19 protein-coding genes and 1 tRNA gene are annotated in these 23,235 nt (G+C 61.8%); 8 read left to right on the forward strand and 12 right to left on the reverse strand.

The genetic code is table 11. From position 1 onward, the window contains the following. Nucleotides 1-9: 9 nt before the first annotated feature. From AB0J47_RS13545 to AB0J47_RS13565, 5 genes are all read right to left on the reverse strand, one after another. Nucleotides 10-993 carry a zinc-binding dehydrogenase gene (locus tag AB0J47_RS13545; RefSeq protein ID WP_364344984.1) on the reverse strand — a complete coding sequence of 328 codons (984 nt, stop codon included), beginning with the start codon at nt 991-993 and terminating at the stop codon, nt 10-12. A 31-nt stretch (nt 994-1,024) separates the two neighbouring features. Further along, nucleotides 1,025-2,179, reverse strand: a complete 1,155-nt coding sequence (locus AB0J47_RS13550) for an oxygenase MpaB family protein (protein ID WP_364344986.1) — start codon at nt 2,177-2,179, stop codon at nt 1,025-1,027. 51 nt (nt 2,180-2,230) lie between these two features. Continuing rightward, entirely contained in the window at nt 2,231-3,283 is a 1,053-nt protein-coding gene (locus AB0J47_RS13555) for a polyprenyl synthetase family protein (RefSeq protein ID WP_364344988.1), read from the reverse strand. Further along, nucleotides 3,276-3,557, reverse strand: coding sequence for a hypothetical protein (locus AB0J47_RS13560; RefSeq protein ID WP_364344990.1), 282 nt, complete (start codon nt 3,555-3,557; stop codon nt 3,276-3,278). Before AB0J47_RS13560 ends, AB0J47_RS13555 begins: the two co-directional genes overlap by 8 nt. Nucleotides 3,558-4,005: 448 nt before the next feature. Next, complete coding sequence (locus AB0J47_RS13565; RefSeq protein WP_364344992.1) at nt 4,006-4,848, reverse strand: hypothetical protein; 843 nt, start codon at nt 4,846-4,848, stop codon at nt 4,006-4,008. A 1,150-nt stretch (nt 4,849-5,998) separates the two neighbouring features. Here AB0J47_RS13565 and AB0J47_RS13570 point away from each other — a divergent pair. Together AB0J47_RS13570 and AB0J47_RS13575 are read left to right on the forward strand one after the other, a co-directional pair. After that, a complete protein-coding gene (locus tag AB0J47_RS13570; RefSeq protein WP_364344994.1) occupies nt 5,999-7,249 on the forward strand; it encodes a hypothetical protein in 1,251 nt (416 codons plus the stop codon). Between the two features lie 127 nt (nt 7,250-7,376). Further along, on the forward strand, nt 7,377-9,128 hold the full coding sequence (locus tag AB0J47_RS13575) for a TOPRIM nucleotidyl transferase/hydrolase domain-containing protein (RefSeq protein WP_364344996.1): 1,752 nt from the start codon (nt 7,377-7,379) through the stop codon (nt 9,126-9,128). A 496-nt stretch (nt 9,129-9,624) separates the two neighbouring features. On the opposite strand, the gene AB0J47_RS13580 is transcribed toward AB0J47_RS13575, so the two are convergent. Genes AB0J47_RS13580 through AB0J47_RS13600 form a run of 5 tightly spaced genes read right to left on the reverse strand, consistent with a single transcriptional unit; the run spans nt 9,625 to nt 12,151 of the window. Then, complete coding sequence (locus tag AB0J47_RS13580) at nt 9,625-10,728, reverse strand: hypothetical protein (protein ID WP_364344998.1); 1,104 nt, start codon at nt 10,726-10,728, stop codon at nt 9,625-9,627. 33 nt (nt 10,729-10,761) lie between these two features. After that, nucleotides 10,762-11,271, reverse strand: coding sequence for a hypothetical protein (locus AB0J47_RS13585; RefSeq protein WP_364345000.1), 510 nt, complete (start codon nt 11,269-11,271; stop codon nt 10,762-10,764). Between the two features lie 54 nt (nt 11,272-11,325). Then, nucleotides 11,326-11,544 carry a hypothetical protein gene (locus AB0J47_RS13590; protein ID WP_364345002.1) on the reverse strand — a complete coding sequence of 73 codons (219 nt, stop codon included), beginning with the start codon at nt 11,542-11,544 and terminating at the stop codon, nt 11,326-11,328. After that, nucleotides 11,541-11,873, reverse strand: a complete 333-nt coding sequence (locus tag AB0J47_RS13595; protein WP_364345004.1) for a hypothetical protein — start codon at nt 11,871-11,873, stop codon at nt 11,541-11,543. The genes AB0J47_RS13590 and AB0J47_RS13595 overlap by 4 nt, the downstream gene beginning before the upstream one ends. Continuing rightward, nucleotides 11,870-12,151, reverse strand: coding sequence for a hypothetical protein (locus AB0J47_RS13600; protein WP_364345006.1), 282 nt, complete (start codon nt 12,149-12,151; stop codon nt 11,870-11,872). The genes AB0J47_RS13595 and AB0J47_RS13600 overlap by 4 nt, the downstream gene beginning before the upstream one ends. Before the next feature lie 863 nt (nt 12,152-13,014). On the opposite strand from AB0J47_RS13600, the gene AB0J47_RS13605 reads away from it, so the two are divergent. The 5 genes from AB0J47_RS13605 to AB0J47_RS13625 all read left to right on the forward strand — a co-directional run bounded on the left by AB0J47_RS13605 (nt 13,015) and on the right by AB0J47_RS13625 (nt 21,021). Further along, nucleotides 13,015-14,142 (forward strand): helix-turn-helix domain-containing protein, encoded by a 1,128-nt coding sequence (locus AB0J47_RS13605; RefSeq protein ID WP_364345008.1) that lies wholly within the window; start codon nt 13,015-13,017, stop codon nt 14,140-14,142. Between the two features lie 1,199 nt (nt 14,143-15,341). After that, a complete protein-coding gene (locus tag AB0J47_RS13610; protein WP_364345010.1) occupies nt 15,342-15,791 on the forward strand; it encodes a hypothetical protein in 450 nt (149 codons plus the stop codon). A gap of 193 nt (nt 15,792-15,984) precedes the next feature. Next, a complete protein-coding gene (locus AB0J47_RS13615) occupies nt 15,985-17,406 on the forward strand; it encodes a cell division protein FtsK (protein WP_364345012.1) in 1,422 nt (473 codons plus the stop codon). A gap of 288 nt (nt 17,407-17,694) precedes the next feature. After that, nucleotides 17,695-19,410: a replication initiator gene (locus AB0J47_RS13620; RefSeq protein WP_364345014.1), complete on the forward strand. Its 1,716-nt coding sequence runs from the start codon at nt 17,695-17,697 to the stop codon at nt 19,408-19,410. A 330-nt stretch (nt 19,411-19,740) separates the two neighbouring features. After that, nucleotides 19,741-21,021 carry a tyrosine-type recombinase/integrase gene (locus tag AB0J47_RS13625; protein WP_364345212.1) on the forward strand — a complete coding sequence of 427 codons (1,281 nt, stop codon included), beginning with the start codon at nt 19,741-19,743 and terminating at the stop codon, nt 21,019-21,021. Between the two features lie 77 nt (nt 21,022-21,098). On the opposite strand, the gene AB0J47_RS13630 is transcribed toward AB0J47_RS13625, so the two are convergent. Then, nucleotides 21,099-21,171: transfer RNA gene (locus tag AB0J47_RS13630), tRNA-Ala, on the reverse strand. A 538-nt stretch (nt 21,172-21,709) separates the two neighbouring features. Between AB0J47_RS13630 and AB0J47_RS13635 the strand changes: the two genes are divergently transcribed. Beyond that, nucleotides 21,710-22,108 carry a PPOX class F420-dependent oxidoreductase gene (locus tag AB0J47_RS13635; RefSeq protein WP_364345016.1) on the forward strand — a complete coding sequence of 133 codons (399 nt, stop codon included), beginning with the start codon at nt 21,710-21,712 and terminating at the stop codon, nt 22,106-22,108. Between the two features lie 391 nt (nt 22,109-22,499). On the opposite strand, the gene AB0J47_RS13640 is transcribed toward AB0J47_RS13635, so the two are convergent. Continuing rightward, the gene (locus AB0J47_RS13640; RefSeq protein ID WP_364345018.1) at nt 22,500-22,817 is read right to left on the reverse strand and encodes a TetR/AcrR family transcriptional regulator C-terminal domain-containing protein; all 318 of its coding nucleotides are present in this window, start codon (nt 22,815-22,817) and stop codon (nt 22,500-22,502) included. Between the last annotated feature and the right edge of the window lie 418 nt (nt 22,818-23,235).

A 23,235-nucleotide genomic window follows, 5' to 3' on the forward strand; every position in this document is an offset into this window, starting at 1 on the left:
GTCGGTGGGTCAGGGGCGGACGAGCACCTTGAGGGCTTCCCGATTGTCCATCGCGCGGTAGCCGTCGAGGACTGCCGCGAGGGCGATTTCTCGGTCGAAGACTTTGCCGGGTTCAACGCTGCCGGCCAGGACTGCGGGCAGCAGGATGTCGATGTAGGCGCGGACAGGCGCGGGCCCGCCGGTGAGGGTGATGTTGGGTCCGAACAGGCTGCCGAAACCGACTGGGGCGGACTCGTATTGGGGGACGCCGACACGACTGATGGTGCCACCGGGTCGCACGACACCGATCGCCTGCTCGTAGGCGGGCAGGTGACCGACAGCTTCGATGACGACATGGGTGCCGTCGCCGCGGGTCAGCTCGCGGACGGCGGCGACGCCTTCGGCACCACGTTCGGACACCACATCGGTGGCGCCGAATTCGCGGCCGAGGTCGGTACGGTCCTTGTGCCGTCCCATGAGGATGACCTGTTGCGCGCCAAGTTGTTTGGCCGAAAGTACCGCCAGGAGACCGACCGCGCCGTCGCCGATGACCGTCACTGTGGTGCCGGTGGTGACGCGGGCCTTGGCCGCCGCGTGGTAGCCGGTGCCGTAGACGTCGGAGAGGGTCAGCAGTGACGGGATCAGCGGCGAGTTCTCCTCGACCGGGACCGCGACGAGGGTGCCGTCCGCGAGCGGCACGCGCACGGCCTCGGCTTGGCCGCCGCGGACGTCGCCGGAGTTCCAGAAGCCTCCGTGCCGGCAGGAGGTCTGCAGTCCTTCGCGGCAGAAGTCGCAGGTGCCGTCCGACCACGCGAACGGCGCGATCACGAAGTCGCCCTTCCGCACGGTGCGCACATCGCTGCCGACGTCTTCGACGATCCCGCCCGACGGCATGGGTATGCCACGCTGTCCGGGCACGCAGCCGAAACCGACGTTGTCGCCGAGCGCGGGCGAGTGGCGACGTCGCGACCGCGTGCCCAGGGTGGTCATCACCGTGAACGTGGTGATGCCCACCTGGCCACGGTTGTGCGGCTTCGCGGTTGATTCAGGTGGCAGGCGGGGGTGTCCAGCGCCGTGTGCGTGGGAGTGTGGACGAGACGCCGAAGTCTTGTTTGAGATGTTCCGGGATGGCGTATTGCATGACGCGGCCGCGGGTCAGGGAACTGAGTTCGAAGCGGGTGGTGAGGTGGCCGAGGCGGTCCAGCGCCCATGCGCCCAGCGGGGATTTGTCCTCGATGGTTTCGAGGACTCCGAGCAGGCCGGGCACGGTTTTGACGGCGGTATCCCAAGCGGTGCGGGGTACTTGGAGCCAGTCAGCGCTCGTGTCGCCGATCAGGTAGCGGATGAGGGCGGAGACGACGGGGTCGAAGAGGGTGCCAGGGACAACCTCCTCGTAGAGGTCGATGAGTTGGCGGGTGAGGTGGACGCCTTCGTCGCTGGGACCCATGTAGCGGGTCAGGTAGGTGTCGAGGAATTCTCGAGCGGATTCGAGGTCTTTGGGCGCGTGCGCTTGGTCGACGCCGAGCATTGCGCCGACTACCCGCCATGCGTAGTAGTACGCCTCGGCCCCGTCGACGCTCATGTGGATGTTGAGCCGATGCAGACTGTCGAGGACGAGGATGGAGAACAGCATTTGGCCGCCGATCAAGTCTTCCTGGCAGATCGGCGTGCCGAGGGTGTTGGTGTCCCAACGGTTTTCCCTGGAGAGGTGGTAGCGGATCGATGCGTGCAGCAGCCGGACTTTCTGGACGGCGGGGATGAAGCGGCTGCCTGCTTCGAAGGCGTCGGGCTGCATCAGGTAGACGGTGAACTGCCCGGTCTCGGCCATGCGTTTGGCGGGGTACTCCAGGGAGTGCGTGGCCGACAGCAGTTTCGCGATATGCGGGACGAGGTAGCAGGCGGGCATAGAGGCGAAGGACAGGGCCGTGGAGATGTGCACGTTGTTGTCGATGAAGAACAGCCGGGCCTTCTCCATCTCGCCCCAGTCCACCCAGGAAGGCGGAGCGCTGGTTTCGTGCAGGTATTCACGGGCGATATCGGGCAGACCGTCGGGTAGGGGCGCGCCAACGGTGGAGACATAGCGCATGAGGGTGTTGAACGTGCCGAGCTCGCCACGTTCGAACAACGTGGCCACCGTTGAGTCGGCGAGTTCGTCACCGTATTGCCGCAGTGCGTCCATCGACGTGTGGGTGTAGGTCACCATGGCTCCTTGTGTCGACGGCGAGACGGTGGAAGTGCTTCTGCGGCAAGGTCAATGCCTGCGTGTGGTGGCGGCGTGCGCGAGCTCGGTCAGGGCTCGGGCGGCGGGCGGTGGAACATCCAGGCCGACCAATACGTGTGTGGCCTCCTCGACCCGCTCGCCGATCATCCGTTCGATCAGTTCGGGAGATCCGACACAGCTCATCAGCTCGCGCATCTCCCGGAGATCGTCGGGACCGAGATCGGGTCGATCCAGCAAGGTGTGCAACTGTTTTCGTTGTCCGCGATCAGCGGCCCGCCAAGTCTCGGCGAGCAGGGCAGTCGGACGGCGGGCGCGGAGGTCATCGAGGCTCGCCTTGCCGGTCCGGGCCGGATCGCCGAACAGGCCGAGCAGATCGTCGCGCAGCTGAAACGCCTCGCCGAGCGGTAACCCGTACGCAGAGAACGCTTTCAGCAGCCGGGGATCGGCGCCGGCCAGCGCGCCGCCGATGAGCAACGGCTGTTCGACGGTGTACTTCGCCGTCTTGTACCGGACCACCTTCAACGATTCTGCGGTGTCCGGTGCCGCGCCGGTGCAGAGAATCTCCAAGCACTCACCTGCGATCAACTCCCGCGCCAGCGCCGCCCACAGCGGACGCGCGCGCGACAGATATGCCGCGGGCAGTCCGCTGAGAATGAACAACTGCCCGGCCGACGCCATCAACAGATCCCCGACCAGCATGGCGAGGGCCCTGGCAGACTTCTTGGCGTTCGGGCGCCCGCGCAACGGTGTGCGCAGGGCGATCTGTGCGGTGGGCAGGCCGTGCCGCAGCGGGCTGTCGTCGATGATGTCGTCCTGCACGCTGGCCGCCGCGTGCACCAACTCCATCGCCGCCGCGGCCCGCACGAGCGCGTCACTGTCCGGTTGTCCCGCTGCCCGCCAGCCCCAGTAACAAAACGCCGCCCGCAACCGTTTGCCGTGCGTTGTCGCCACCACGATCTGATCGGCCACCGGCCGCAGTTGCGGGTCGACCGCCAGGAGTTGGTCATTCTCCTGCGCGACGAACTGCTCGAGTGTGGTGTCGATGCGGGCCTTGAACGCAGCGGGGTCGTATCGGTCAGACATCGCGCGGGGTAGCACGTCGCGCCGCAACCCGCTGGGCGAGGATCTCCAGGTGGGCCGGGGGAATTGTGGCATACCTGTCCAATGCCAGCCTGCCGCGCGCCTTCAAATCGGCGTCCGCCGCACCGGCCAGCGCCACCAGGTCCGACCGTCGCAGTAGTCCCCACATCCGGCCGACCATCGGTCCGATGCGGCTGAGTGTCAGTTCGGCTAGACCGGCTGCTAAAAGCACGGCGTCCTCGCCACGAGATCCGGGATGATCCGACTTTTGCGACATGCGACCACGCCTCCATCCACACGACCGGTATCTGACGCCGTGCGGTCCCGAGAACAGGATGGAATGGCCCGGCCAACACAGTGTGACACCGGCTCCACTCGGACACGCCGAGAATCTTGGCCACAACAACAAAGCAGATTCTCGCCCATCACCCAAGATCAGCAGGCTCGCGAAGACTCGGAACCATCCCTATGGTGCCACTGGGAGAACCGCGAACACCGAGGTGTACCAGCACATTTCGTTTTGTCTGGCCCCGCAAGCTCGCGGATGGTCTTGACAGCTACGGGAATCCGGCTTCATCTCGAGCACACCGGACGACCTGAAATCGGCATGTGCGCGTTCGCTGGTGAGTCGACTTGAGCGCAGGCCGCAGCCCGGCTTCGGCGCGCGCCAGCGGCGTGAGCGGATGCCGCGGGTGTGTGAGTCTCGCGTGGTATCCAGGCATCGCTCAGCTGGTTTCGGGCCCGGCGAGGCTGGCGTAGGGCACGGTCCGGTCCCGAGGCCGGGACAGATGCAATGCGGCATGGTAGTAGCCCTCGGTCTCCTTTCCGGTGGGGTCGGCGCCGGTCGCGGCGACGGCCGCGACGGCGTAGCGCTGTTCGTCGGGATCGGTGAATCGACGTTGAACGACCGTGCGTTCCGAATCGACCTCGGTGACCAACCCATGCTCGGCCAGAGCATCGGCGATGGGCTGGTAGGAGCCGGTGCGCAGCACAAACGCGGCGACCCACACCGGCTCCTTTGCGGCGTACAGCAACTGGTGGATGGTGCGGGCGGTCAGGAAGCTCGCGCCACCGGTCACGGTGATCAAACCGGCGGCTCCGGCCGCGCGCAGCAGGGCCGCGGAAGCGGTGTCGGTCTCCAGATTCTCGGAGAAGCCGGCGTCGAGCAGACCCACGGCCAGCGCGTAGTCGATCGCCGGGGCGGCGATATCCAGCCCGACCACCGGCACGGCATCATCACGGCGACGAGCGGCGTAGAAGTCTTTGTCGGACTCGATCAGTTCGGCCGTGTCCAGCGCGGCCATCCCCGGGGAGGTATAGCGGGCGTACAGGTCGGCGAGGGTCAGGTGGTGGTTGAGCAACGCCGCATTGATGCCGTACGAGCAGCACAGGTCCAGCACCGTCACCGGTCCCGATCGTGCGCGTGCCGCGGCCAGACGGCGGAATACCTGTTGGGCATGCTGCGGGGTCTGGTAGTCGAACCGGCCGAGACCGCCGAAGAACCCCCGAGGATCCGGCTGGTCATAGATGTCGTCGAAAGGTGTTCTGCCTCTAGGGATTTGCGTCATACCTCGATGTTGGCACGGCAGGCGGCAGCAGGTGATCGCAAATGGATTCGCCACACTCGAAGCAGCAGACCGGTATCACCTCCCGAATCCACAGTCGCCGACCGGTCCCATCCTGGGCCTCGGCCCTGCTGAGGTGGCGGCCCAGCGTGCTCGCCGATCCGCACAATTAGCTCGCGGAGGTTGACCAATCTGTCATCACGGGCGAACCCGCGAGCCGCACGGGCTCCGTATATCGACGGCTCTGGCTGCTCGGACATCGGCATTACCGCTCACTCGTTGCAGGTATAGCCAGTGCGCGAGGCCGAGCATGTACGGCCTGACCGCCCCCTGACGACGCAGTTGCACCAGTACCCCTCTGCACCGGTTGCGCCGGCGCCGACACCATCGATAGCGAGCAGACAGCCACAAGCCCATCCGGAAGCTCTACACGACATGCCGCTCTGCCCCGGGCCGTGCCCGCTACAGAACCGAAATGGTTCGGATTAATACACAAACGCAAAGAATCCGCAGGCCATTGACCTGCGGATTTGTCATTCAGTGGAGCTAAGGGGACTCGAACCCCTGACCCCCACATTACGAGAACTCATGACTACCACAGACAACTACGAACGACTCTACTGTCGGAAAAATATCATCTGACCAGCTCATACGACGACAATCGACTACTGAGGACCATCGAACACACATTCGGTAGATCGCTACGTTGGTGGAATTTGTTGGGACTTAGTTGGGAGCATCCTGCGGCTGGCATCGGCGTGTCTAATCCGTGACACGCCACGACTTTCCATCACTGGTTAACCATCAGCTACGCGGACCGGGTTTCTCACCTGGTTTTGGCAGGGCGGCGGTAGGCAGCGGTCAATGCGGTAGGTGCGGCGGTTTGGCTGTGACGGCTGACGGCGAGTTCGCCGGTGTAAGCACAGAGTACGGCTGCACCATCGGTTTGAAGGTGGCTCACGCGACGCTGACTCACCGAGACCAGGCCGCACACCGGCTTTGCAACGACGGGATGGCACACAGCTCGCGGCGCTGACATCTGGCCACCACAGGGTGACAGCCCTTGCGTTACAACCTGATACGGCCCTTACCGCAGGTACGATGAAAGGTTCCGTCAACTCGCCTCACAGAAACTGGCAACCAGCGCAATAAGATGAGCAGCTACCGCGAGAATCCACCGGCATTCGCATCCACCTTTGATGCCGTGATAATCGTCGCCGAAGAGATCGCATTTCGAGACAAAAGCCCGATAATCCCAGAGCGTATCGCAAGAAAACTCAGGGAACACGGAATGCATTCGAGCCTACATAGTTTAGGCACGCGCGATCCGCTCGCATTCATGACTTTAATTGCAGAAGCTGCCCCCAAGTACCTATCAAGAGCGGATGACGTGTATCGGGAGCTTGAGCGCACCTGGTTGCTGGAGAACCCGCCGACACCCCGATCTGGACTGCGCGAACTCGTGCTTCACCTTTGTGCATCCGAAAAACCAATCGTATTCGCCTCTACTAAAAGTGCGGATGTCGCTCAAAGTGCAATCCGAATCGGCCTCAAGCTCGCGACCGGATATTCAGTGGTCGGACGGCAGGAATACCGCAAGACTCCCGACGCGTTCGGGGATTCTGTCAAGAACGCCGTGCAGTCATTTCCAGCCGGTACACGCAGCATCGTAATCGCGCACCGCAAATTAGCCGCACACAGCACCATCGAGGCAGTGACGCCGGACTTGATCCAAGTCGGCCAAGAGATGACAAAGGAAACCATCGACAGCAGGGCTCCGATCGTGGACATAATTGATCTTGCACTCGAATGTCAACTCATGGACTCCGAGGTTGCCAAGCTCGGCAAACTCAAGGTCGTCCGGGATCGTATTGTTGAAATAAGACGGAAGCGGCACGCAAAGGGTTTGACCAGCGAAGAGTTGGCAGAACTTGGTGACCTCACGGGCGGTCTACGCATTGTTAGCAACGCTCAGTCATTCGGGTTTATAGATGAGCAGATCGGTGCTAGTAATGCTCGGCGAATCAGCGCCACGCGAACGCTCGCAGCCAAGGGGCAACACCTTCTTGAAGTCGTCTCGATCGACGCCACACTAATCGAGATTGAACTCCGGAACTGGCTCATCGTTCACCGCAGTCGAGAGTTCCACCCTAGCGAGCGAATTACATTCGGACAAACAGTACAGCTAGCTGAGAACAATGGATTTCCCGGCGGTCTGGTCAGTCGATTGCGAACTTTCAATACTTTGCGGAATAGCGCAGTCCACCACCTCGCGCGTGGAGGGGCTTCATATGAGGATCTTATGGACCAGTACATGGAAGATTGCTCACTCTTGTTCGATATCAAGGACTTCGTGTTCGAATCAGCCCAACCGATCGGCGTTGATACGGCCGGTCTATATTGAGCCTTTCAGTGTCTGAGTTCGCCATATACTGGACCTGTATCAGCATGCAGCAAACTCCAGCGGCGCGGCAGAGCTCACTTGCTAACAGGTTTCGGCGGGCGAGACCATAGTCATATATTATTTAGATATGCCGCTTCAAGTGCGCCTCGAAACTGTTACTTTCAGCGACCATACAGTGGTCAGTCTGCCGCCTGCTGGGGTCCTTGTCCTTGTCGGCCCTAATAACGCAGGCAAGAGCCAGGCACTACGCGATATTTACGAGCACTGCCAACAACCCAGGTCTGGACGCTGCGTTGCGGGTGTGACAATCCGCAAGAGTGGCACTCGAGATGACTTTGAGACGTGGGTAACCAATAATGTCCCTAGGCGTAGACAGGGGTCAGACTTAGAAATGTACCATGCGCCCAATTGGATGACTAACACTCTTGAGCAATTTGGCAAGCTTTGGAATGCCGAAACTGGCAGCCTTGAGCAAATGCGAGATATGTTTGTTTTTCACGCCAATGCGATGAATCGCTTAACAGGTGCCAACAGTACCAGCAATCTGGATTACGCTCAGGAACCGCCTGTTAGTCCGCTCCAAAAAGCGTATCTCGACGGCTCGCTTGAGCGTGCATTTGATGAGATTTCACGGTCAGCGTTCGGATTGAGAACTGTCGTTGACAGGCAGGGTGGCTCGCGCGTTAGCCTGCGTGTAGGACTTGCAAAGCCGGATTTCACCCACGAAAATGGAGTCCCTGATCAAGAATACCTTCATAAGCTACATGTCATGCCACTTATCGACGATCAGGGCGACGGCATGAAAAGTTTTATGGGATTAATGATTCACGTTATGGCTGGGAATCATTTTATAACCTTAGTAGACGAGCCGGAAGCCTTTTTACATCCACCACAGGCGCGGATGTTGGGGAAGCTGCTTGCGCAGCGTAGCGTAGACGATAAGCACGTCGTGATAGCCACGCACAGCAGCGATATCGTCCAGGGGGTGTTGAACGCAGAGGTGCCGTCCACCATCGTGCGAATCACACGGAATGGCGACCACAACGAGGCCTCGGTACTTCTTAATGAAGATCTCACCGACCTCTGGAATGACCCCCTGCTTAAACATTCCAACGTGCTCGATGGCCTATTTCACGATGCTGTAGTTATATGTGAGGCTGATTCAGATTGCCGACTTTACTCGGCAGTTCTGGACAGTATCCGAAACGAAGGTACAAAGTTGCCAACCTCCCGTATGCCTGAAATACTTTTCGTTCCTAGCGGAGGCAAACAACGGTTACATACATTAGTTAGGGCCCTCAAGGCGGTGTCAGTTCCGGTGTTCGTTATTGCCGATTTCGATTTGCTGCGCCAAAAGGAAGATATCAATCGCATATTGAATGAGTTGGGCGAAGATTTCTCATCTATCGAGAAATCGTATAGAATTCTCGACTCCGCGTTGCGATCTGCCGAGGAGAAACTTACTCATGCAGACCTCCTCGGCACATTTAAAAGCGCAATAGATTCTATGCCCGACCCACTGGACCGAAAGTCTTTGAATAGCTTGAAGGGGCTACTCAAGATCAACTCGGGATGGGACAAGGTGAAACGGACAGGATTGGCTGGGGTACCCCAAGGAGATCCTTACCGGGCCTGCACGGAACTTGTGTCGGCCCTTCGCGACTTCGGAATATTCGTCGTTCCGGTTGGTGAACTTGAGAGATTCGCTCCACAAGTATCGGGCCATGGACCGAGTTGGACATCCGAAGTGCTAGCTCGAAAGTTGCATGAGGGACGAAATCTTCCCCAGCTACGCGATTTCGTTCTTGATCTGTATAACAGGGCGCAGCAAGCTGCGATCGGGGAAAGCGCTCGCGATTCGGACACCACCTCGCAGTAGCTCTAACGACTACCCGGATCTTCTACACGCTGGACCTGAAGCAGTGTCGCGGGCGGCAAGCCCCGGAGGGGTGCGGCAGCATTTCGGAACGGAGCCGACCTGATCAACTCCGCGGTGGTGTGTGCATGGCCCGTGGTGGAAGTTCGGCTCCCCATCCTGGCGTCTGGTCCGGGGTGCCCGCCTGGGAGCGGAGTGGGAGGGCGGGCACCCCGGGCGGCGCGCGCATGCGCGCCGCTCTTGATCTTCGTAGAGGGAAATTCGGCAAGTTCTCTTACTTGGGGTTTCCGGCTTCTTTCTTCTTTTCTTTCTCTTACGGGGGTCTCCCAATCTTCTTTCACTCTCTACATGAAACCATCAAGCTTGCGGCACAACAGATTTCGCGGGACGGTTCGGGAATCCCGCTCGATCCGCGACGCACCCCCGGCAGGCACCCCGCACGCAGGGTTTTAGGGTTGGGGTAGCCGAATCCGGCACAGCGGGGCTCAGTATTCCAGCGCTACTCGCCACGGTGTCGACCCTCACGTTCGCGTTCGGCCCGTTCACGTTCGCGCTGCTGATGTATCGACCGGTCCCGTTCGGACTCGGCGTGTGCTCGGGCCTGGTCAACGTTAATCATCTTGGGCGGTTCATTGCTGTTGAGTCCGAGAATGCCCATTATCTGCGGCGATAGCCCATTCTCTCGTGCTAGTGCTCGCGCGTTGTTGCGTTCCTGTATAGCTCGCGCTCGGGAGTTTTCGTGTTCCTGCTCCGGCGTTCGTTGCGGTGCGGGTGGCGGTGCTGGGGGTTCTTGTGCGCGTCCCGGTTTAATCTCAAGACTGGGCATCTCCACCGTTTGCGCGTCACGGTCAGCGCGGGTGGGTGGTTGCGCGTTATTTCGGTTGTCTTCTCGGGTGAGTATCTGCGCCCAGGTCGGAAGTTCCCGCACTACCCGTGTGGCAGGCTCGGGTTCGACCCTGGCACGTTCGTCTCGCGCCTTATTCTCCCGTACCTGCTCGTCTCGCTCTTTTGTTATTCCTCGCTGCTGAGGTTCTTTCTCTTGAGCGCGTTCGTCTTTCGCCTTGGCTTCCCGCGCCCGCACGAGTTCCCGGATCTTTCCTAACCGTTTACGTGCACGGTCGGCACGCACCAGCTCGTAAGCCCTGATCAATTCGAGCTGTTGGGACACGAGGGATTGCCCGAGTCGTATCGCCCGCGCCGCATCGGCGCGGGAAACGATCTCGTGACGGAACCTGCCGGGAAAGTCACGTTCCAATGCGTGCATGTCCTCGCGCACTTTATCCGGGACTTTTTCACCTTCGACCGTTTCCCATGTGCTGTGAGTCAGCTGCCTGGAGTCGAGTCCTGCCCGCTCTTTTTGTAACTGCTCTCGTGCATCCCGTTCATTGACCCGTCCGGATTTGCGCTCCACACCGCGCGTGCCTCGGCCTTCGGTCCGGGCCGAATCCAGAATACGAGCACCTTTGCCGGTTTCTATCTTGAATTGCCGCACCCATCCTTTTTCAGGGGTTTCGCCGCGTATATGTGCCCGCCCGAGTTCGAAATACAGACCCTTTTCGTAGTTGGACAGCTCTGATCGGATGGCGTCGTATTCGTCGGGCACGGCTGTACCCACCCCCGTTTATGCAGTGTTAGATCAGTTCTTTGTGCGGTTTCGGGCTCCCCGCATGTCGCGAGCAGCCGACGTGATCACGTAATCCGCCATGTCTGGACCATCATCTTCGAGGAACAAGTAATCCGACATGGAGACCAGACTTCTGACATCCTCGCCGTTGCCGTCGTCTACGGCCGGACTGAAATCGGTATACAGTGGTGCGCCGCTCCACTCGGGGCGGTTAGTCCATTTCATCCCGGCACGTCGAACAAAGCACTCACCGTAGAATCGGATGAATCGGTCCGCAGCTTCCCGATTTGCGAGTGCAAAGAACCCTTCGCGGTCGCGGAAGAATTCTTTGACGGCCTCCAAGATCTCTTTCGTCATTGGCGGCTTCCACCATGTATCCGCATAATCAGCGACGCCGGGTGTTGTTTCGGTAAGGAAAGCTCGTATCTCCGATTCCATCCGCTCCGGCGCAACCCAATCCAAGAACGCTTGGGTTTTGTCATCGAATTCGATATCGAAACCGATCTGTTCGTCATTTCCCACGCCGATCATCCCTCCGTATGGTCGTCACTGTCCGTGCCCGGTCAGTCTCTCATCTCACGGTGAAAGGTAGAGCCGTTCATTCGGTAGGCGCTGAAGGCCGGTGGTGTCGCCTGGAAGCACATTTACCGCGTCGACGTAGTGACGTGCCCGATGCTCTTCGATGAAAGTCAGTGCGGCGGTCAGACATGCGGCGAAGTCCATCCGCACCCCGTGCACGAACACGCTCAGGTGTACGTCGGGTACGTCCGGTAGCGGGGAAACCTGTTCACTCATGACGTCCCTCGTAATCGGTCGGTGCTGGTGCAGGCTACGAACTTGGTTGGCGTGATCAGGTCACACGCCAGAGCGATAGCCCGGACGCGGCTGCTGAAGTGGGCCATGCTCGGCGCGATAACCGCTGCCGCTCCCTTGCCGCGTGCCGTCCCGACGATGAGAGCTGTCGGCATGAACGTGTCATCACCAATGGTGACCAACCCAGTCAGGGCGTAACCGCGTCGCTGCGCCAACTCGGTGATCACTTGCTCGTCCCGCAACCGGTGCGGGCCGCTCACATCGAGGGAAAGAACACCGATCGCCTTCGGCGCCAGGGTATTTACTGTCATGGCCGCTGCGCCTGTGTCGGGGGGACCGGTGCGGAGTCATCGGGCATGAAGTCGTCGCCGTCATTCACAACCCGAACCCCGATCCACGGGCACGGCAACGGTGACAGCATGTCCGTGATGCCGTAGGGGTCGCCGATCTTCCCGTCGACCAGCGGGGCCATGGTCATACAGAACCGGGACGGGCACCGTACGGATTCCAACTCCCCGGTCTTGCCGTTGAAGCTCCCAATCCCGCACATCGAGAGTTTGAGCCACGGCCCACAGTCACATTCAGACATGAGCAGCCCACCTCCGCACGGGCCGATACCGACCCGAACACGCTCGAATCGCATCGACCACTACAAGCCCGGACGGCCGGAACGTGCACCGTGGCGGTTCGATCCAGCGTCGGAACTGTGTGCCTTGGTCGGCTGGCGACGGTAACGCCACGGTGCCGCCCTCTCGTATGACCTGGACATCGAGGCGGTACATCTCGGCGAACAGGCGTACATCATCCGGGATGTCCGGTCGAATCAGGAATGTCCACCTGTTCTGGCGTGGGTGTGAGCACACCGGGCCAACGTCCGAACCTCGCTGCTGCATATGGGTTTTCACGGACTGGCCGAGGCGAGCGGGCATGGTCAGCGCCCCTACGTGCTCGACCTTCATCACGATTCGGCCGAGCTGAGGCGGGTCGACGTTCGCGGGCAGATCGCATGCCCGCCTGTAGAAGTGGCAGCGGGACATCGCGGTATCGCCAAAAGGTGTGTGGTCCATCGGTTTAGACCTCTGCGTCGGGTTCGGTGTGGGTTTGCTCGGGTTGCCACTCGTGTAGAGCGTTGATGCACTGCTCGATGACATCGCGACGGCGGTCGACCGGCCATGGGATCGGCGGGCCAACGAATGCTGGGCGGCGTGGTAGATCTGGGCTGGACATCGTGACTCCCTCAGTACGGCGGCTAGTTGCACCCGTCCCGAATGTTGGCGTGCCGATGAGGGCACGGGAATCGGCCGATATCCGGGTGATGAGCGCAGTGCACGGGCGTCGGGCTTCTTGATGAAACGTCGGCTGACGTGCACTGAGTAGTAGTCTCGTGTCAGAAGGCTTGACACAGAAGAAGTTCAGCGTCCACTAGAGTCCACAGATCGGTGCCGCAGATCCATGGATAAGCCCGGCTCACTGCTTCGGCTGGCCCGCGAATCACAGGGGGTCAGCCTGTCGGCTGTCGCGGCCAGGACTCACTTCTCCAAGTCGATGCTCGGCATGTTGGAGAATGATCAGCGGGACGTGAAGCCGGAGCACATCGTTGCCTACTCGCGTGCGTTGAACATCCCCGTATCAGCCTTGACGGCACCGCCGGATGACCCGATCCGGCTGGCTCATGAGTGGCTGGTGTCCGATTCCGCTCCGGTCACTCACTCGGCGGTTGGGCACCGGGTTGGGCGTTCACTCGCCGACGATGTTGAACAGCGCGTTATTGACCTCCGCCATCTCGACGACTCGGTCGGCGGCAAGGATCTGTTCCCGCTGGTCGTCAAGGAGCTTGAAGACCTCCGAACGGTGATCAACGAATGCAGCTATGCCGAGGACATCGGCCGACGACTCTTGACGGCGGCTGGCGAGCTATCGCAGCTCGTTGGATGGGTCGCCAGCGATGCCGGGTACTACGGGCACGCCAAGTACACCTACCTGGACGGTGCGAAAGCGGCTAGTCAGGCAGGGGATCGCATACTCACGGGCCAACTGCTCTCGAGCTTGAGTTATCAGATCGCGAACGTCGGCCACCCGGATGAGGCAGTCCTTCTGGCCCGCACTGCGGTCAAAGGAGCACAGGGGGCCACACCGGTGGTCGCAGCGCTGCTGACTGAGCGCGTGGCATGGGCCGCGGCCCGCGCCCGGGATCGTGATGGGGCAATGCGCGCCCTAGACACCGTGGACGACACCTATGAGCGTCGGACAGCTGCTGTCGAGGAACCCGAATGGGTGTACTGGGTGGACCGATCCGAAATCGATGTGATGGCGGGTCGATGCTTCGTGGAACTGGGTGATCCGTCGCGCGCCCGGCCTTTGCTGCAACAGGCGATCGACAACTATCCGAAGGAGCGAGCGCGGGAGGTCGCGCTCTATCAGACTTGGCTGGCGGAGTCGTACGCGCGAAACCGAGATTTCGACGCGGCGCAGGAGACTATCGGAGCTGCCCGGAAGGCTACGGATGGTATTCATTCGGCGCGGTTGGAGCGGCGGGTTGTTGAGATTGAGCTGATGCTCAACGGGCGCGGCGGCTGGTAAACCGTCCCCGTCCGGTCATTGATCGGAAGTTGTTGGTACACAATCAGTTTCGGTCGGATCCGGGCTAACCCCCGGGCGGGGGTATGCTCGATGGTGCCGTCTTGTTTGTGAGCGATACGTGTTAGTGCGGCCCCCGCGCGGTAGAGCGCTTGCATTGTCACCGAATCCTTTTCGCGTGTAGCGCCCGTGGCGTCGACCCGGCGGTGTCACCCTTCTTCTGAATCCTTGTTCCGGTAGCGGATTTTCCGATGCGGATGCCTTGCTGTTTGCGTGTGATGCGCGCGGCCGGTTGGGCGCCTTCTACTGACGGACAAGGAGATTCAGTGCTGAGCAGGTCTATCAGGCGGCAGTGCCGATGCATGGCATGGAGTGTGATCCACGCGACATGCGTTGAGGTTTCCCATGATTTGTGTGTGGGTTTGTCGCGGGCTTGCTTGACGCGTGCTGGTGGGACGGGTCCAATGGAAGTGCCAGGGGATGGCTTACGGATCGGTGTTGGGAGAAAGGAGGTTGTTCCGGTGACGCCGGGTTCCGGCCTGCCCTGGTACGAATCGGTCGAGTGGCACCCGATCATGGGTGAGTCCCGATTCATGCGCGGAAGTGTCCGTGCCGCTGAGTGTTGCGCGGTACGTGATGGTGTGGTTTGCCCGCGCGATTTCTGTTGTCCTGCCATGTGCTTGGAGGCTGTGACCTCGCGTGGACGTATGTCCTGGGCAATCGATGGCACACCGCGAGTGTGGGTAGGCGACACATCCGCGGTTCATCGGGTGATCATGGTTGCAGGAGAAAAGGAGGTGAGAATTATGCGGAAAGAATTACATATCGGTAATTCCGGATAATTTTTGTGAGCTGTCCCCCCGCGCCAACGAGGGGACAGCCGTGAACGAAAAAGAAACTCCAATGCGATTGATGGTCGGTGTTGGAGTCCCCTCTTATCACTTGTCGCAGAAACAGAGGTTCTGCTGTGTCCACAGTAGTGCATGGGGGCGTGCGTGGAAAGTCGGACGGTGCTGTCAGGTGTGGGGAGCTGGCGGGCTGGTGCCCAGGTACTGGGGTGTGTTGCGGGGCGCGTGGTCCGCCGGTTGTGCTGGTCATGAGCCCTTGACGGCGCGGTTGTCGTGCCGTGTCGTGACCGTCTGTGAGGTTGCTGACGGTCTTCTTCGAGACACATCAGAACAGAACCCAGAAAGGCTACGCCCTTGACTACCGAATCACTGAAAGATCAAAAGGACCCACGCAAGGAATATCGGTTCCCGGTGCCGTTCGAAAGTCATTTCCACGCTGGTCTCTACCAGTTGGGAGAGGTCCGTGCGGATACCGAATATACCGGTGATCCGAACCGGGTGGGACCGCACAAGCGCGACCCGGTGACCGGATTGTTGCAATGGAAGATCACCGTGAGTGATCCCGCCGTACGCAACGCCCGCCGCGCCAGCTACGAAATCACCTTGCTGGCGAATGAGGAACCGGTACCCACGACAGCGGAGATCGGAAACAACCTCCGGCCGATCACGCTGACCGATGTCACGCTACAACCCCGGACCGCTGGTCAGAACGAATTCAAGTATCTCGACTACACCGTGCGCGCGACCGGGTATGCCCCGGCTCCCGGCCCGCGCTCGAGCGGTTCGACTGCGAAAAGCGCCTGATCTCAGGCGGTGACACACAAAAGCGGGGTGGGTCCACTCGTCTCATGAGCGGACCCACCCCGCACAACCCTACCGATCGCGTGATCGTAATCACCTGTAGGGCAACAACATTCATACACATCATTTGAAGAAGGGTTTGATCATGGTTCGCTCTGCGGAGTATCAGAAACCTCCGTCCCCGACACCCACGGTGATGGATGAGCTCGGGAAGGCAGTGTTCTACGCGCTGGAAATGACGGTATTGGGGTTGGCGCATCTGCTGTGGTGGGCGGTGCTGTTCCCGATGATCTCGCTACCGCTGGCCGGTGCGGGTGCATTGTGGTGGTGGCGAGGCTGGCCCTATGCCGTTGGGGCGGTGGCATTCTCGGTCGCGGGATGGGTGTGGTGGTGGGCTTGGTGGCCACGCTCGTGGCGGCGCTGGGTGTGGGGTCGGATGACCTCACGCTATCTGTCGTGGAAGCGGTACAAACGGCGCTGGCAGACACTGACCGCGATCCACGGCCTGACCAAGATCCTCGACAGCGGCGTCCAAACCCCCCGATTGGTGAGGACCACTATCAGTGACACCGCCGATGAACTGGTGGTCAAGCTGGTCGGCGGTCAAACCGTGGCGATGTGGGCCAAGCAGTCCGATGCGCTGCGCCACGCCTTCGGTGCGGTCGGGGTCCGGGTGCGTAACGCCGAGTCCGGGTTCGTGCGGCTCCAAGTCATCCACACCGATCGCCTGATCGGCCCGATCCCGTTGCCTCGGGTGGTACCGAAAACCGTTGATCTGGAAGCACTGACGATCGGGCTGACCGAACTCGGGGAACCCTGGCGGTTGCGGCTGCTCGGCAATCAAGTCCTCGTCGCCGGAAAGACGGGCTCGGGTAAAGGGTCGGTGGTGTGGTCACTGATCGCCGCACTTGGTCCGGCCATCCGCGACGGGCGCGTCGTGTTGTGGGTCATCGACCCGAAGGGCGGAATGGAGTACGGGGCGGCTCGGGAGTGGTTCGCGCGCTTCGCCTACGACAACGGCCCCATGGCGCTGGAACTGCTGCGGGACGCGGCGGCGTTGGTGCAATCCCGGGGTGTGCTCTACATGCCCCGAGCCGAACGCAAGATCACCCCGACCATGGCCGAACCCTTGGTCGTGGTGATCATCGATGAAGCCGCGAGCCTGACCGCCTACTACAGCGACCGCAAGATCAAAGACGAGATCACGCGGTTGATGGGGGTCGTGCTCACCCAGTCGCGGGCGGTGGCGGTGCCGATGGTCGGATGCCTGCAAGACCCGTCCAAAGACGTCCTCGAACTCCGGCAGCTATACCCCTACCGGGTAGGTCTGCGGATGAGTGAGCCGACGCAACCGAACATGCTGTTCGGCCAGAGCGGGCGGGACCGGGGCGCGCTGTGTGATGAAATCCCCGAAACCACCCCCGGCGTGGCCTACATCGAGCACGAGACATCGGTGGAAATCACCAGGGTTCGCGCCTATTGGGTGACCGATGACGATATCGAGTGGATCATGCGCACCTATCCACCCTGCCCCGCCATCCTGACGGCACACCCCGACTCGAGGACAACCCCGACGCGGCGTGAACCGGCCTCACCTCATCGTGAAAATCACAGGTAGCCTGGTATAAGCCGCGCCGGGCGACAGTACGAAACATCCTCTGCGAGCGGCATTCTCATTCAGCGCGGGTAGCGCATCTCAATCTTTGATTCCAGCGCGGGTAGCGCATCTGGAAAATCTTTCGGCGCGGGTAGCGCCTGGTGGCTGTCGTACCGGCGGCGTCACATCCAATCTTTGAAATCTGTTCCGGCAGTAGTTCTTTCGTTCTCTGCGGCATCGCGCCGATGTCTGTGCTCATTCGGTGCGTCCGGCGCGGTGCCGCGTTCTACTACGGGACAGGTGGATCTCATGACAGACACGGTCGATGACGGCCAGACACACGCCAACGAGGACGACGAGCAACCATCTCGGCGGGGGCCGTCGTTCGATGAGGTGGCGGTGGAGACCGCGAAACGGTTCGGGGTGTGTATCCGGCCGATGGTCCTCGAACGCACCGACACCATAACCGGGGCTATCTCGCATATCCCGGTGCCGTGCGGCAACACGATGGAAGGGGTGTGCCCGGCGTGCGCGAAGAAGGCAAAAGCGTTGCGGCTGGCCCAAATCCGGGAAGGCTGGCATTTGGACCACGAGCCCGAAATCCCGCGTGCGCGACCGAGTTTCGATCAGACGGGACTGATGGCGTATCGTGCGGATCTGATCGCCGAGTGTGAACGGGTCCGTGCCGGGGAAGCCGGGCACCTGGGCGAGATTCCGGAATTGCTCGCTGACATCGCGTGGGCGGATAAACAACTGACCGCGTTGGGGATGCGAGGCAAAACACCCGCACCCGAAGCGGTCGACGCCAGCGACGACGGCACCGACGGGGATTCTGATTCTGATTGCGGGGATGGTGAGCAGGATTCCGGGCGTGCCAGGTCGACTCGTCGCCGTCCGGATGTGCCGGAGTTGCCGCGTAATCCGATTCAGAACCGCACGATTGGGCGCGAGTACGCGGGCAAGTTCAAACCGTCGATGATGATCACTCTCACGCTGGACAGCTACGGGCGCGTGGATTGTGACGACGGCACTCCCATCGATCCTGACAGCTACGACTATGAGCGGGCGGCGTGGGATGCGATCTGGTTCGCGCGGCTGTTCTCGCGCTGGATACAGAACCTGCGCCGCGTGGTCGGCTGGAACGTGCAGTACTTCGCCAGCGTCGAACCCCAACGACGCGGCGCACCGCACGTACACATCGCAATCCGCGGCGACATCCCGCACCGGATCATCCGACAAGTCACGGCCGCGACTTACCACCAGGTGTGGTGGCCCAGACCTGAACGCATGCTCTACGACGGAGTGCGGGTGCCGCTGTGGGACCGCGAGGCCAAGACGTTCGTCGACCCGGATACGCGCACACCGTTGCAAAGTTGGGATGCCGCGATGGAAACCACCTGGGATCACGAGGACCCTGCGCATCTGGTGTGGTTCGGTATACAGGTCCATTCCAAAGGCATCCTCGGCGGCACAGAGGAAGCCACCCGCCACATCGGCTACCTGTGCAAGTACCTCACCAAATCGGTCAGTGAGGTTCTGGAGGCGAAAACTCCTCGGCAACACGCCCATTACGACCGGCTACACCAAGCGCTGTGCCGCACACCATGTTCGGAACGGTGCGCGGTGTGGCTGCTGTACGGGATCGTCCCCAAAGGCGCGAAATCCAGGATGCAACCCGGCCGCTGCAAGGCACGAGCACACCGACGCGAAACCCTGGGCCTGCCCGGTAACCGGGTACTGACCTCGGAACTATGGACCGGGAAAACCCTCGGCGACCACCAAGCCGACCGGATGGAATTCGTCCGCGCCACCCTCGCGGCGGCAGGGATCGACAAACCCGCCCCCGACCCGCACCGCTACACCTGGTCGAAACTCGCACCGGGCACCCGAATCCCATCATGGGCACATCTGCTCATGGCCGCCATCGCCCAACGCATCGCCTGGCGCGCCGAATACGACCGGGCCATACTCGCCGCCGAACCTCCACCCGGCCCGGAGAGATCGACCGCCATCCAACACAGCTAATCTGGAGCAATCAAATGAGTATTGATCTTCCTGCCGGTCCGGGGTCTTCTGAACACGCACGATCATGGCCGGTTCGACAGTGGGCCACCACTAAAGCCGCTGCGGCGCACATCTGCGTACATCCCGAAGTGCTGCGCCGCTGGAATCGCAATCGTGACAAGTACCCGTGGCTACCGCGACCCAAGCGGGTCGGAAAGGATTTTCGGTGGGATTTGAACGCGCTCGACGCGGCGCTAGAGGCACGCACCGACGAGTGAACCGCGCCGCTGAGAAGATGCGGCGGTGAGGCGGGGCAGACCGGCCCGCCCTATCGGCGTCCCCGGTACGCCGATGCTGACCGAGTTATCGGCCGGGCACTGGGAAGCGCGGATACTCGTCCGCGACGCCTCCGGCAAACGGCGTGACCTGAGACGGGTCTCCCCGGTCAGGCTCGACACACGCGGCCGAAAGATACCCGACCGCAACGGGTCTCACGCTCTGGATTCGGTGATGGCGGCTGCGGCGGCTATCCGGGTGGACCTCGGCGGGGAACTGTCGGACTCCACCACGGTGCAACAGCTGTGGATTCTGTACCGGGGCTATCTGGTCGAACAGGGCCGCGCGGGCAGCACATTGGAACGCTACGACGTGGCAGCGGAACTGTTCACCACCGCGTTCGGGCAGCGGCGGCTACTGGAGGTCACCACGTCATCGGTTGAGGCATTCCTCAAGCAGGTCGGCGCGGCAAAAGGCCCGTCTTCGATGCGGACCGGCCGCAATGTCTTGTCGGGCATGTTCCGCTACGCGGTGCGTAAAGATACCCTCACGGTCAACCCTGTCCGTGAGTCGGAGATGGCGAAGAACGTGGAGGCCAAGGGCCGTACCGGCGGCGCACGTGACATCACCATTGATGAACTGCGGTTCATCCTCGTGGCGGTGCGGACTTCGCAAGTGCCGTGCCCGCGCAAGCTCTCGCGCGCCGAGCGCAGCCGGAAAACTCCGGTGAAGGCGTACACCCCGCCCACGGTCGCGGACTACTGCGACAGTGCCGATCTGGCCGATGTGGTAACCCTGCTGGCGGCAACGGGCTTGCGGCGCAGTCAGATTCTCGGCGTGCTCTGGACTGACATTGATCTCGAGGCCCGGACTCTGCGCAGTACTGGCAAGGTCGTGCGCGTCAAAGGTGAGGGCCTGGTACGCATAGACCGCGACGACGACCCCAAGAACCGCCGGGGAACAATCGCCCTGCCTGACTTCGCCGTCGAGATGCTCAAGCGGCGCAAAGCGGTACTAGCGGCCCGCAAGCTGGCCGCCCCGCCGGACCCGGACACACCGACACTCGACCTGGTTTTTCCCTCGGCCGTGTGGACGCTGCGCGATCCCCAGAACGTCGGCCACGAATGGCAGCGGGTACGCGAAGCGCTGGGCATGGCCGATGACATCACCGCGCACAGCTTCCGCCACGCCGTCGCGACGATTCTCGATGACGCGGGCCTGTCGGCACGGATCACCGCTGACGTACTCGGCCATGCGGACCCCGCCATGACCCAGCGGCGTTACATGGCACGCGGGCGAACTCACCACGCGGCGGCGGAAGCACTCGAACGCGCCGTCAATGGTCCGGGGAATTAGTTGGGAGTTTGTTGGAGGATTGGCCGCTTCCGGGTCGTCTCACCGAACCAAAAAGCGGCCCTCACCTGCGAAAAGAGTGGAGCTAAGGGGACTCGAACCCCTGACCCCCACACTGCCAGTGTGGTGCGCTACCAGCTGCGCCATAGCCCCGAGTGGGTTGCCGTCGGGTTTCCCTGACTGCCTGAACGAAGTTACACCACTGGCGTGTCGGCAACCAAATCGCCTCGATTCGGGGGGACGTAGGGGGTTGTCCAACAACACTATCGAACGCATGTTCGATAGTGTTGGTCTCTAGTGCGTCAAGATTCTTGCCAGGGTTGCTCGGTTTGCGCTCCGGGCACATCGAGCCGGGGAGGAGTCGGTCTGTGGCGCGGTCACAGCGGTTGAAGCCTCCGGTCGAGGACAAGGTGCGGGTGGTGTTGTCGGTGTTGACGGAGAGATGAGCGCGGCGGAGGCAGCACGGGGGCGGATGCAAGTACGGCGTCGGTGGGCAACTGGAAGCAAGTCTTGCCCGAGGCCGGGACCAAGGCGCTCGGCCGGAACGGGCATGTGCAGCTTGCTGATCCGAGTGCGACCCCGCGGTAGCGAGCTGAAATCTAGCAACGCTAGACAAGCTAGTGGACGAATGCTACCGTTGCTCCACTATCTAGCGCTGCTAGACATAGAATTCACCAGGAGTGTACCTGACATGACCTTCACCATCAATGAACAGCAGTTCCTCGCGGAGGCCGGGATCGGGCGGCTGGCCACGGTGTCGCCCGACGGCGTTGTGCAGAACAACCCGACCAGCTATCGGGTGAACGCCGACGGCACGATCGACATCGGGGGCATGCGGATGCGTGCCAGTCGCAAGTACCGCAATGTCGAGGCGGGCAGCCGGGTGTCGTTCGTCATCGACCAACAGGTTTCGTTGGAGCCGTACGTGATTCGCGGCATCGAGGTACGCGGCACGGCTGAGGCGCTCGACGACGAGGAGCCACCGTTCCAACCCCAGGAACGCGCGGTCATCCGAATTCACCCCGAACGGGTCATCTCCTGGGGCATCGACAGCGAATCCTTCGACTTCACCAGTCGCGGCGCCGAGTAGTCAGGCATCGCGGGCGATCGCGAACCGGACGACCTCGTCCATCCTGCGCGAGCCGTTTGGGCATCTTTACAGCTGGACTGTCGAGCACGGCGAGGAAATCCAGAACTGCCAGCGGGCGTACGACAGCGGAGCTGACACATAGCCGCCTCGAGCTGCCCGCAGGATCCTCTTGGTCGGTGCGCGACGCGTTCGCACTCCGCGAAGTGTGCCACCGCCGAACACATTCCGGCTCGGGAGCGGTAGTTCCGGGCGATGGATCGGGTTCGCTGCGAGGTTGGGCGCGCCGGGCCTGCTGCAGCCGACCGGCGCGCCTGCGTGAGCACAGCGGTCGTGCCGCGCTCCTGCGCGAAAGGCCGAGCATGAGTGCGGTGGCCGTCGACAGTCGCCGGCCTCACGCTGCGGCCGGCGGAGGCATCACGATGCGGAGGAGGTGCCTGATCTCGTCGAGGTCGACATCGGCCGCCAGCCGGGTCTCCTCTGGCATCGCGTCCACGAGGGGTTCGACTCCGAACAGCAGGCGGGGAAGCGTTGGGTGGATGACGAGGCCGATCAGTTCGTTCGCCACGACCTCTGCCTTGTCGGCCGCGAGGCCGAAGGCTGCCACCAAATGTGACGCGAGATCGCCGACCGTGATCCCGAAGAGGACGTCGTAGAGGCCCGCCGCCAGCTCAGGCATTCGGTCGGCCTCGGCGATACCGAGACGGAGCATCCCTCACCAACGCTCGGCCGTATGGCCGGGGGCGCGGTGCCCCCGCCCGTTGCCCCATTGACTGGCCCCTGACACCTCCAGGTTGCGCGCCCCTCACGTGACCGCTCGGCACCCATCGCCGTTTGCGGCGCAACATTCCATTTGCACGTCTCCAGTCGCCACGAGCTATGTGCTGTCGGCATCACTCGGGCCGTGTGCGTCGAAGCCCCGTGCGGCGCCACGTCGACATCGGTAAGGCAGCTCGCGCTCGAAGCGTCACATAACACCCACATGCCGCAAAGCTCGATTTGTCGACTTCGATCCGAGGGCGAGCGGGATTCACAAATACCCCAGCGGGTCACAACTTCACCATCCGCACCGAGCCGGACTGGCGGCGAAACCAGACATAGACCCCAGGATCCAGCGCTCAAACGCGATC

This window comes from Nocardia sp. NPDC049737 (assembly GCF_040674755.1).
In the GTDB taxonomy this organism is placed as follows: domain Bacteria; phylum Actinomycetota; class Actinomycetes; order Mycobacteriales; family Mycobacteriaceae; genus Nocardia.

Excerpts from the sequence above, each read along its gene's own strand:
- AB0J47_RS13560 (WP_364344990.1), bottom strand. The coding sequence starts at position 3,557 with ATGTCGCAAAAGTCGGATCATCCCGGATCTCGTGGCGAGGACGCCGTG.
- AB0J47_RS13600 (WP_364345006.1), bottom strand. The coding sequence starts at position 12,151 with ATGTCTGAATGTGACTGTGGGCCGTGGCTCAAACTCTCGATGTGCGGG.
- AB0J47_RS13605 (WP_364345008.1), top strand. The coding sequence starts at position 13,015 with ATGGATAAGCCCGGCTCACTGCTTCGGCTGGCCCGCGAATCACAGGGG.
- AB0J47_RS13570 (WP_364344994.1), top strand. The coding sequence starts at position 5,999 with ATGAGCAGCTACCGCGAGAATCCACCGGCATTCGCATCCACCTTTGAT.
- AB0J47_RS13575 (WP_364344996.1), top strand. The coding sequence starts at position 7,377 with ATGCCGCTTCAAGTGCGCCTCGAAACTGTTACTTTCAGCGACCATACA.
- AB0J47_RS13590 (WP_364345002.1), bottom strand. The coding sequence starts at position 11,544 with ATGAGTGAACAGGTTTCCCCGCTACCGGACGTACCCGACGTACACCTG.
- AB0J47_RS13595 (WP_364345004.1), bottom strand. The coding sequence starts at position 11,873 with ATGACAGTAAATACCCTGGCGCCGAAGGCGATCGGTGTTCTTTCCCTC.
- AB0J47_RS13625 (WP_364345212.1), top strand. The coding sequence starts at position 19,741 with ATGCTGACCGAGTTATCGGCCGGGCACTGGGAAGCGCGGATACTCGTC.
- AB0J47_RS13565 (WP_364344992.1), bottom strand. The coding sequence starts at position 4,848 with ATGACGCAAATCCCTAGAGGCAGAACACCTTTCGACGACATCTATGAC.
- AB0J47_RS13620 (WP_364345014.1), top strand. The coding sequence starts at position 17,695 with ATGACAGACACGGTCGATGACGGCCAGACACACGCCAACGAGGACGAC.
- AB0J47_RS13615 (WP_364345012.1), top strand. The coding sequence starts at position 15,985 with ATGGATGAGCTCGGGAAGGCAGTGTTCTACGCGCTGGAAATGACGGTA.
- AB0J47_RS13635 (WP_364345016.1), top strand. The coding sequence starts at position 21,710 with ATGACCTTCACCATCAATGAACAGCAGTTCCTCGCGGAGGCCGGGATC.
- AB0J47_RS13555 (WP_364344988.1), bottom strand. The coding sequence starts at position 3,283 with ATGTCTGACCGATACGACCCCGCTGCGTTCAAGGCCCGCATCGACACC.
- AB0J47_RS13640 (WP_364345018.1), bottom strand. The coding sequence starts at position 22,817 with ATGCTCCGTCTCGGTATCGCCGAGGCCGACCGAATGCCTGAGCTGGCG.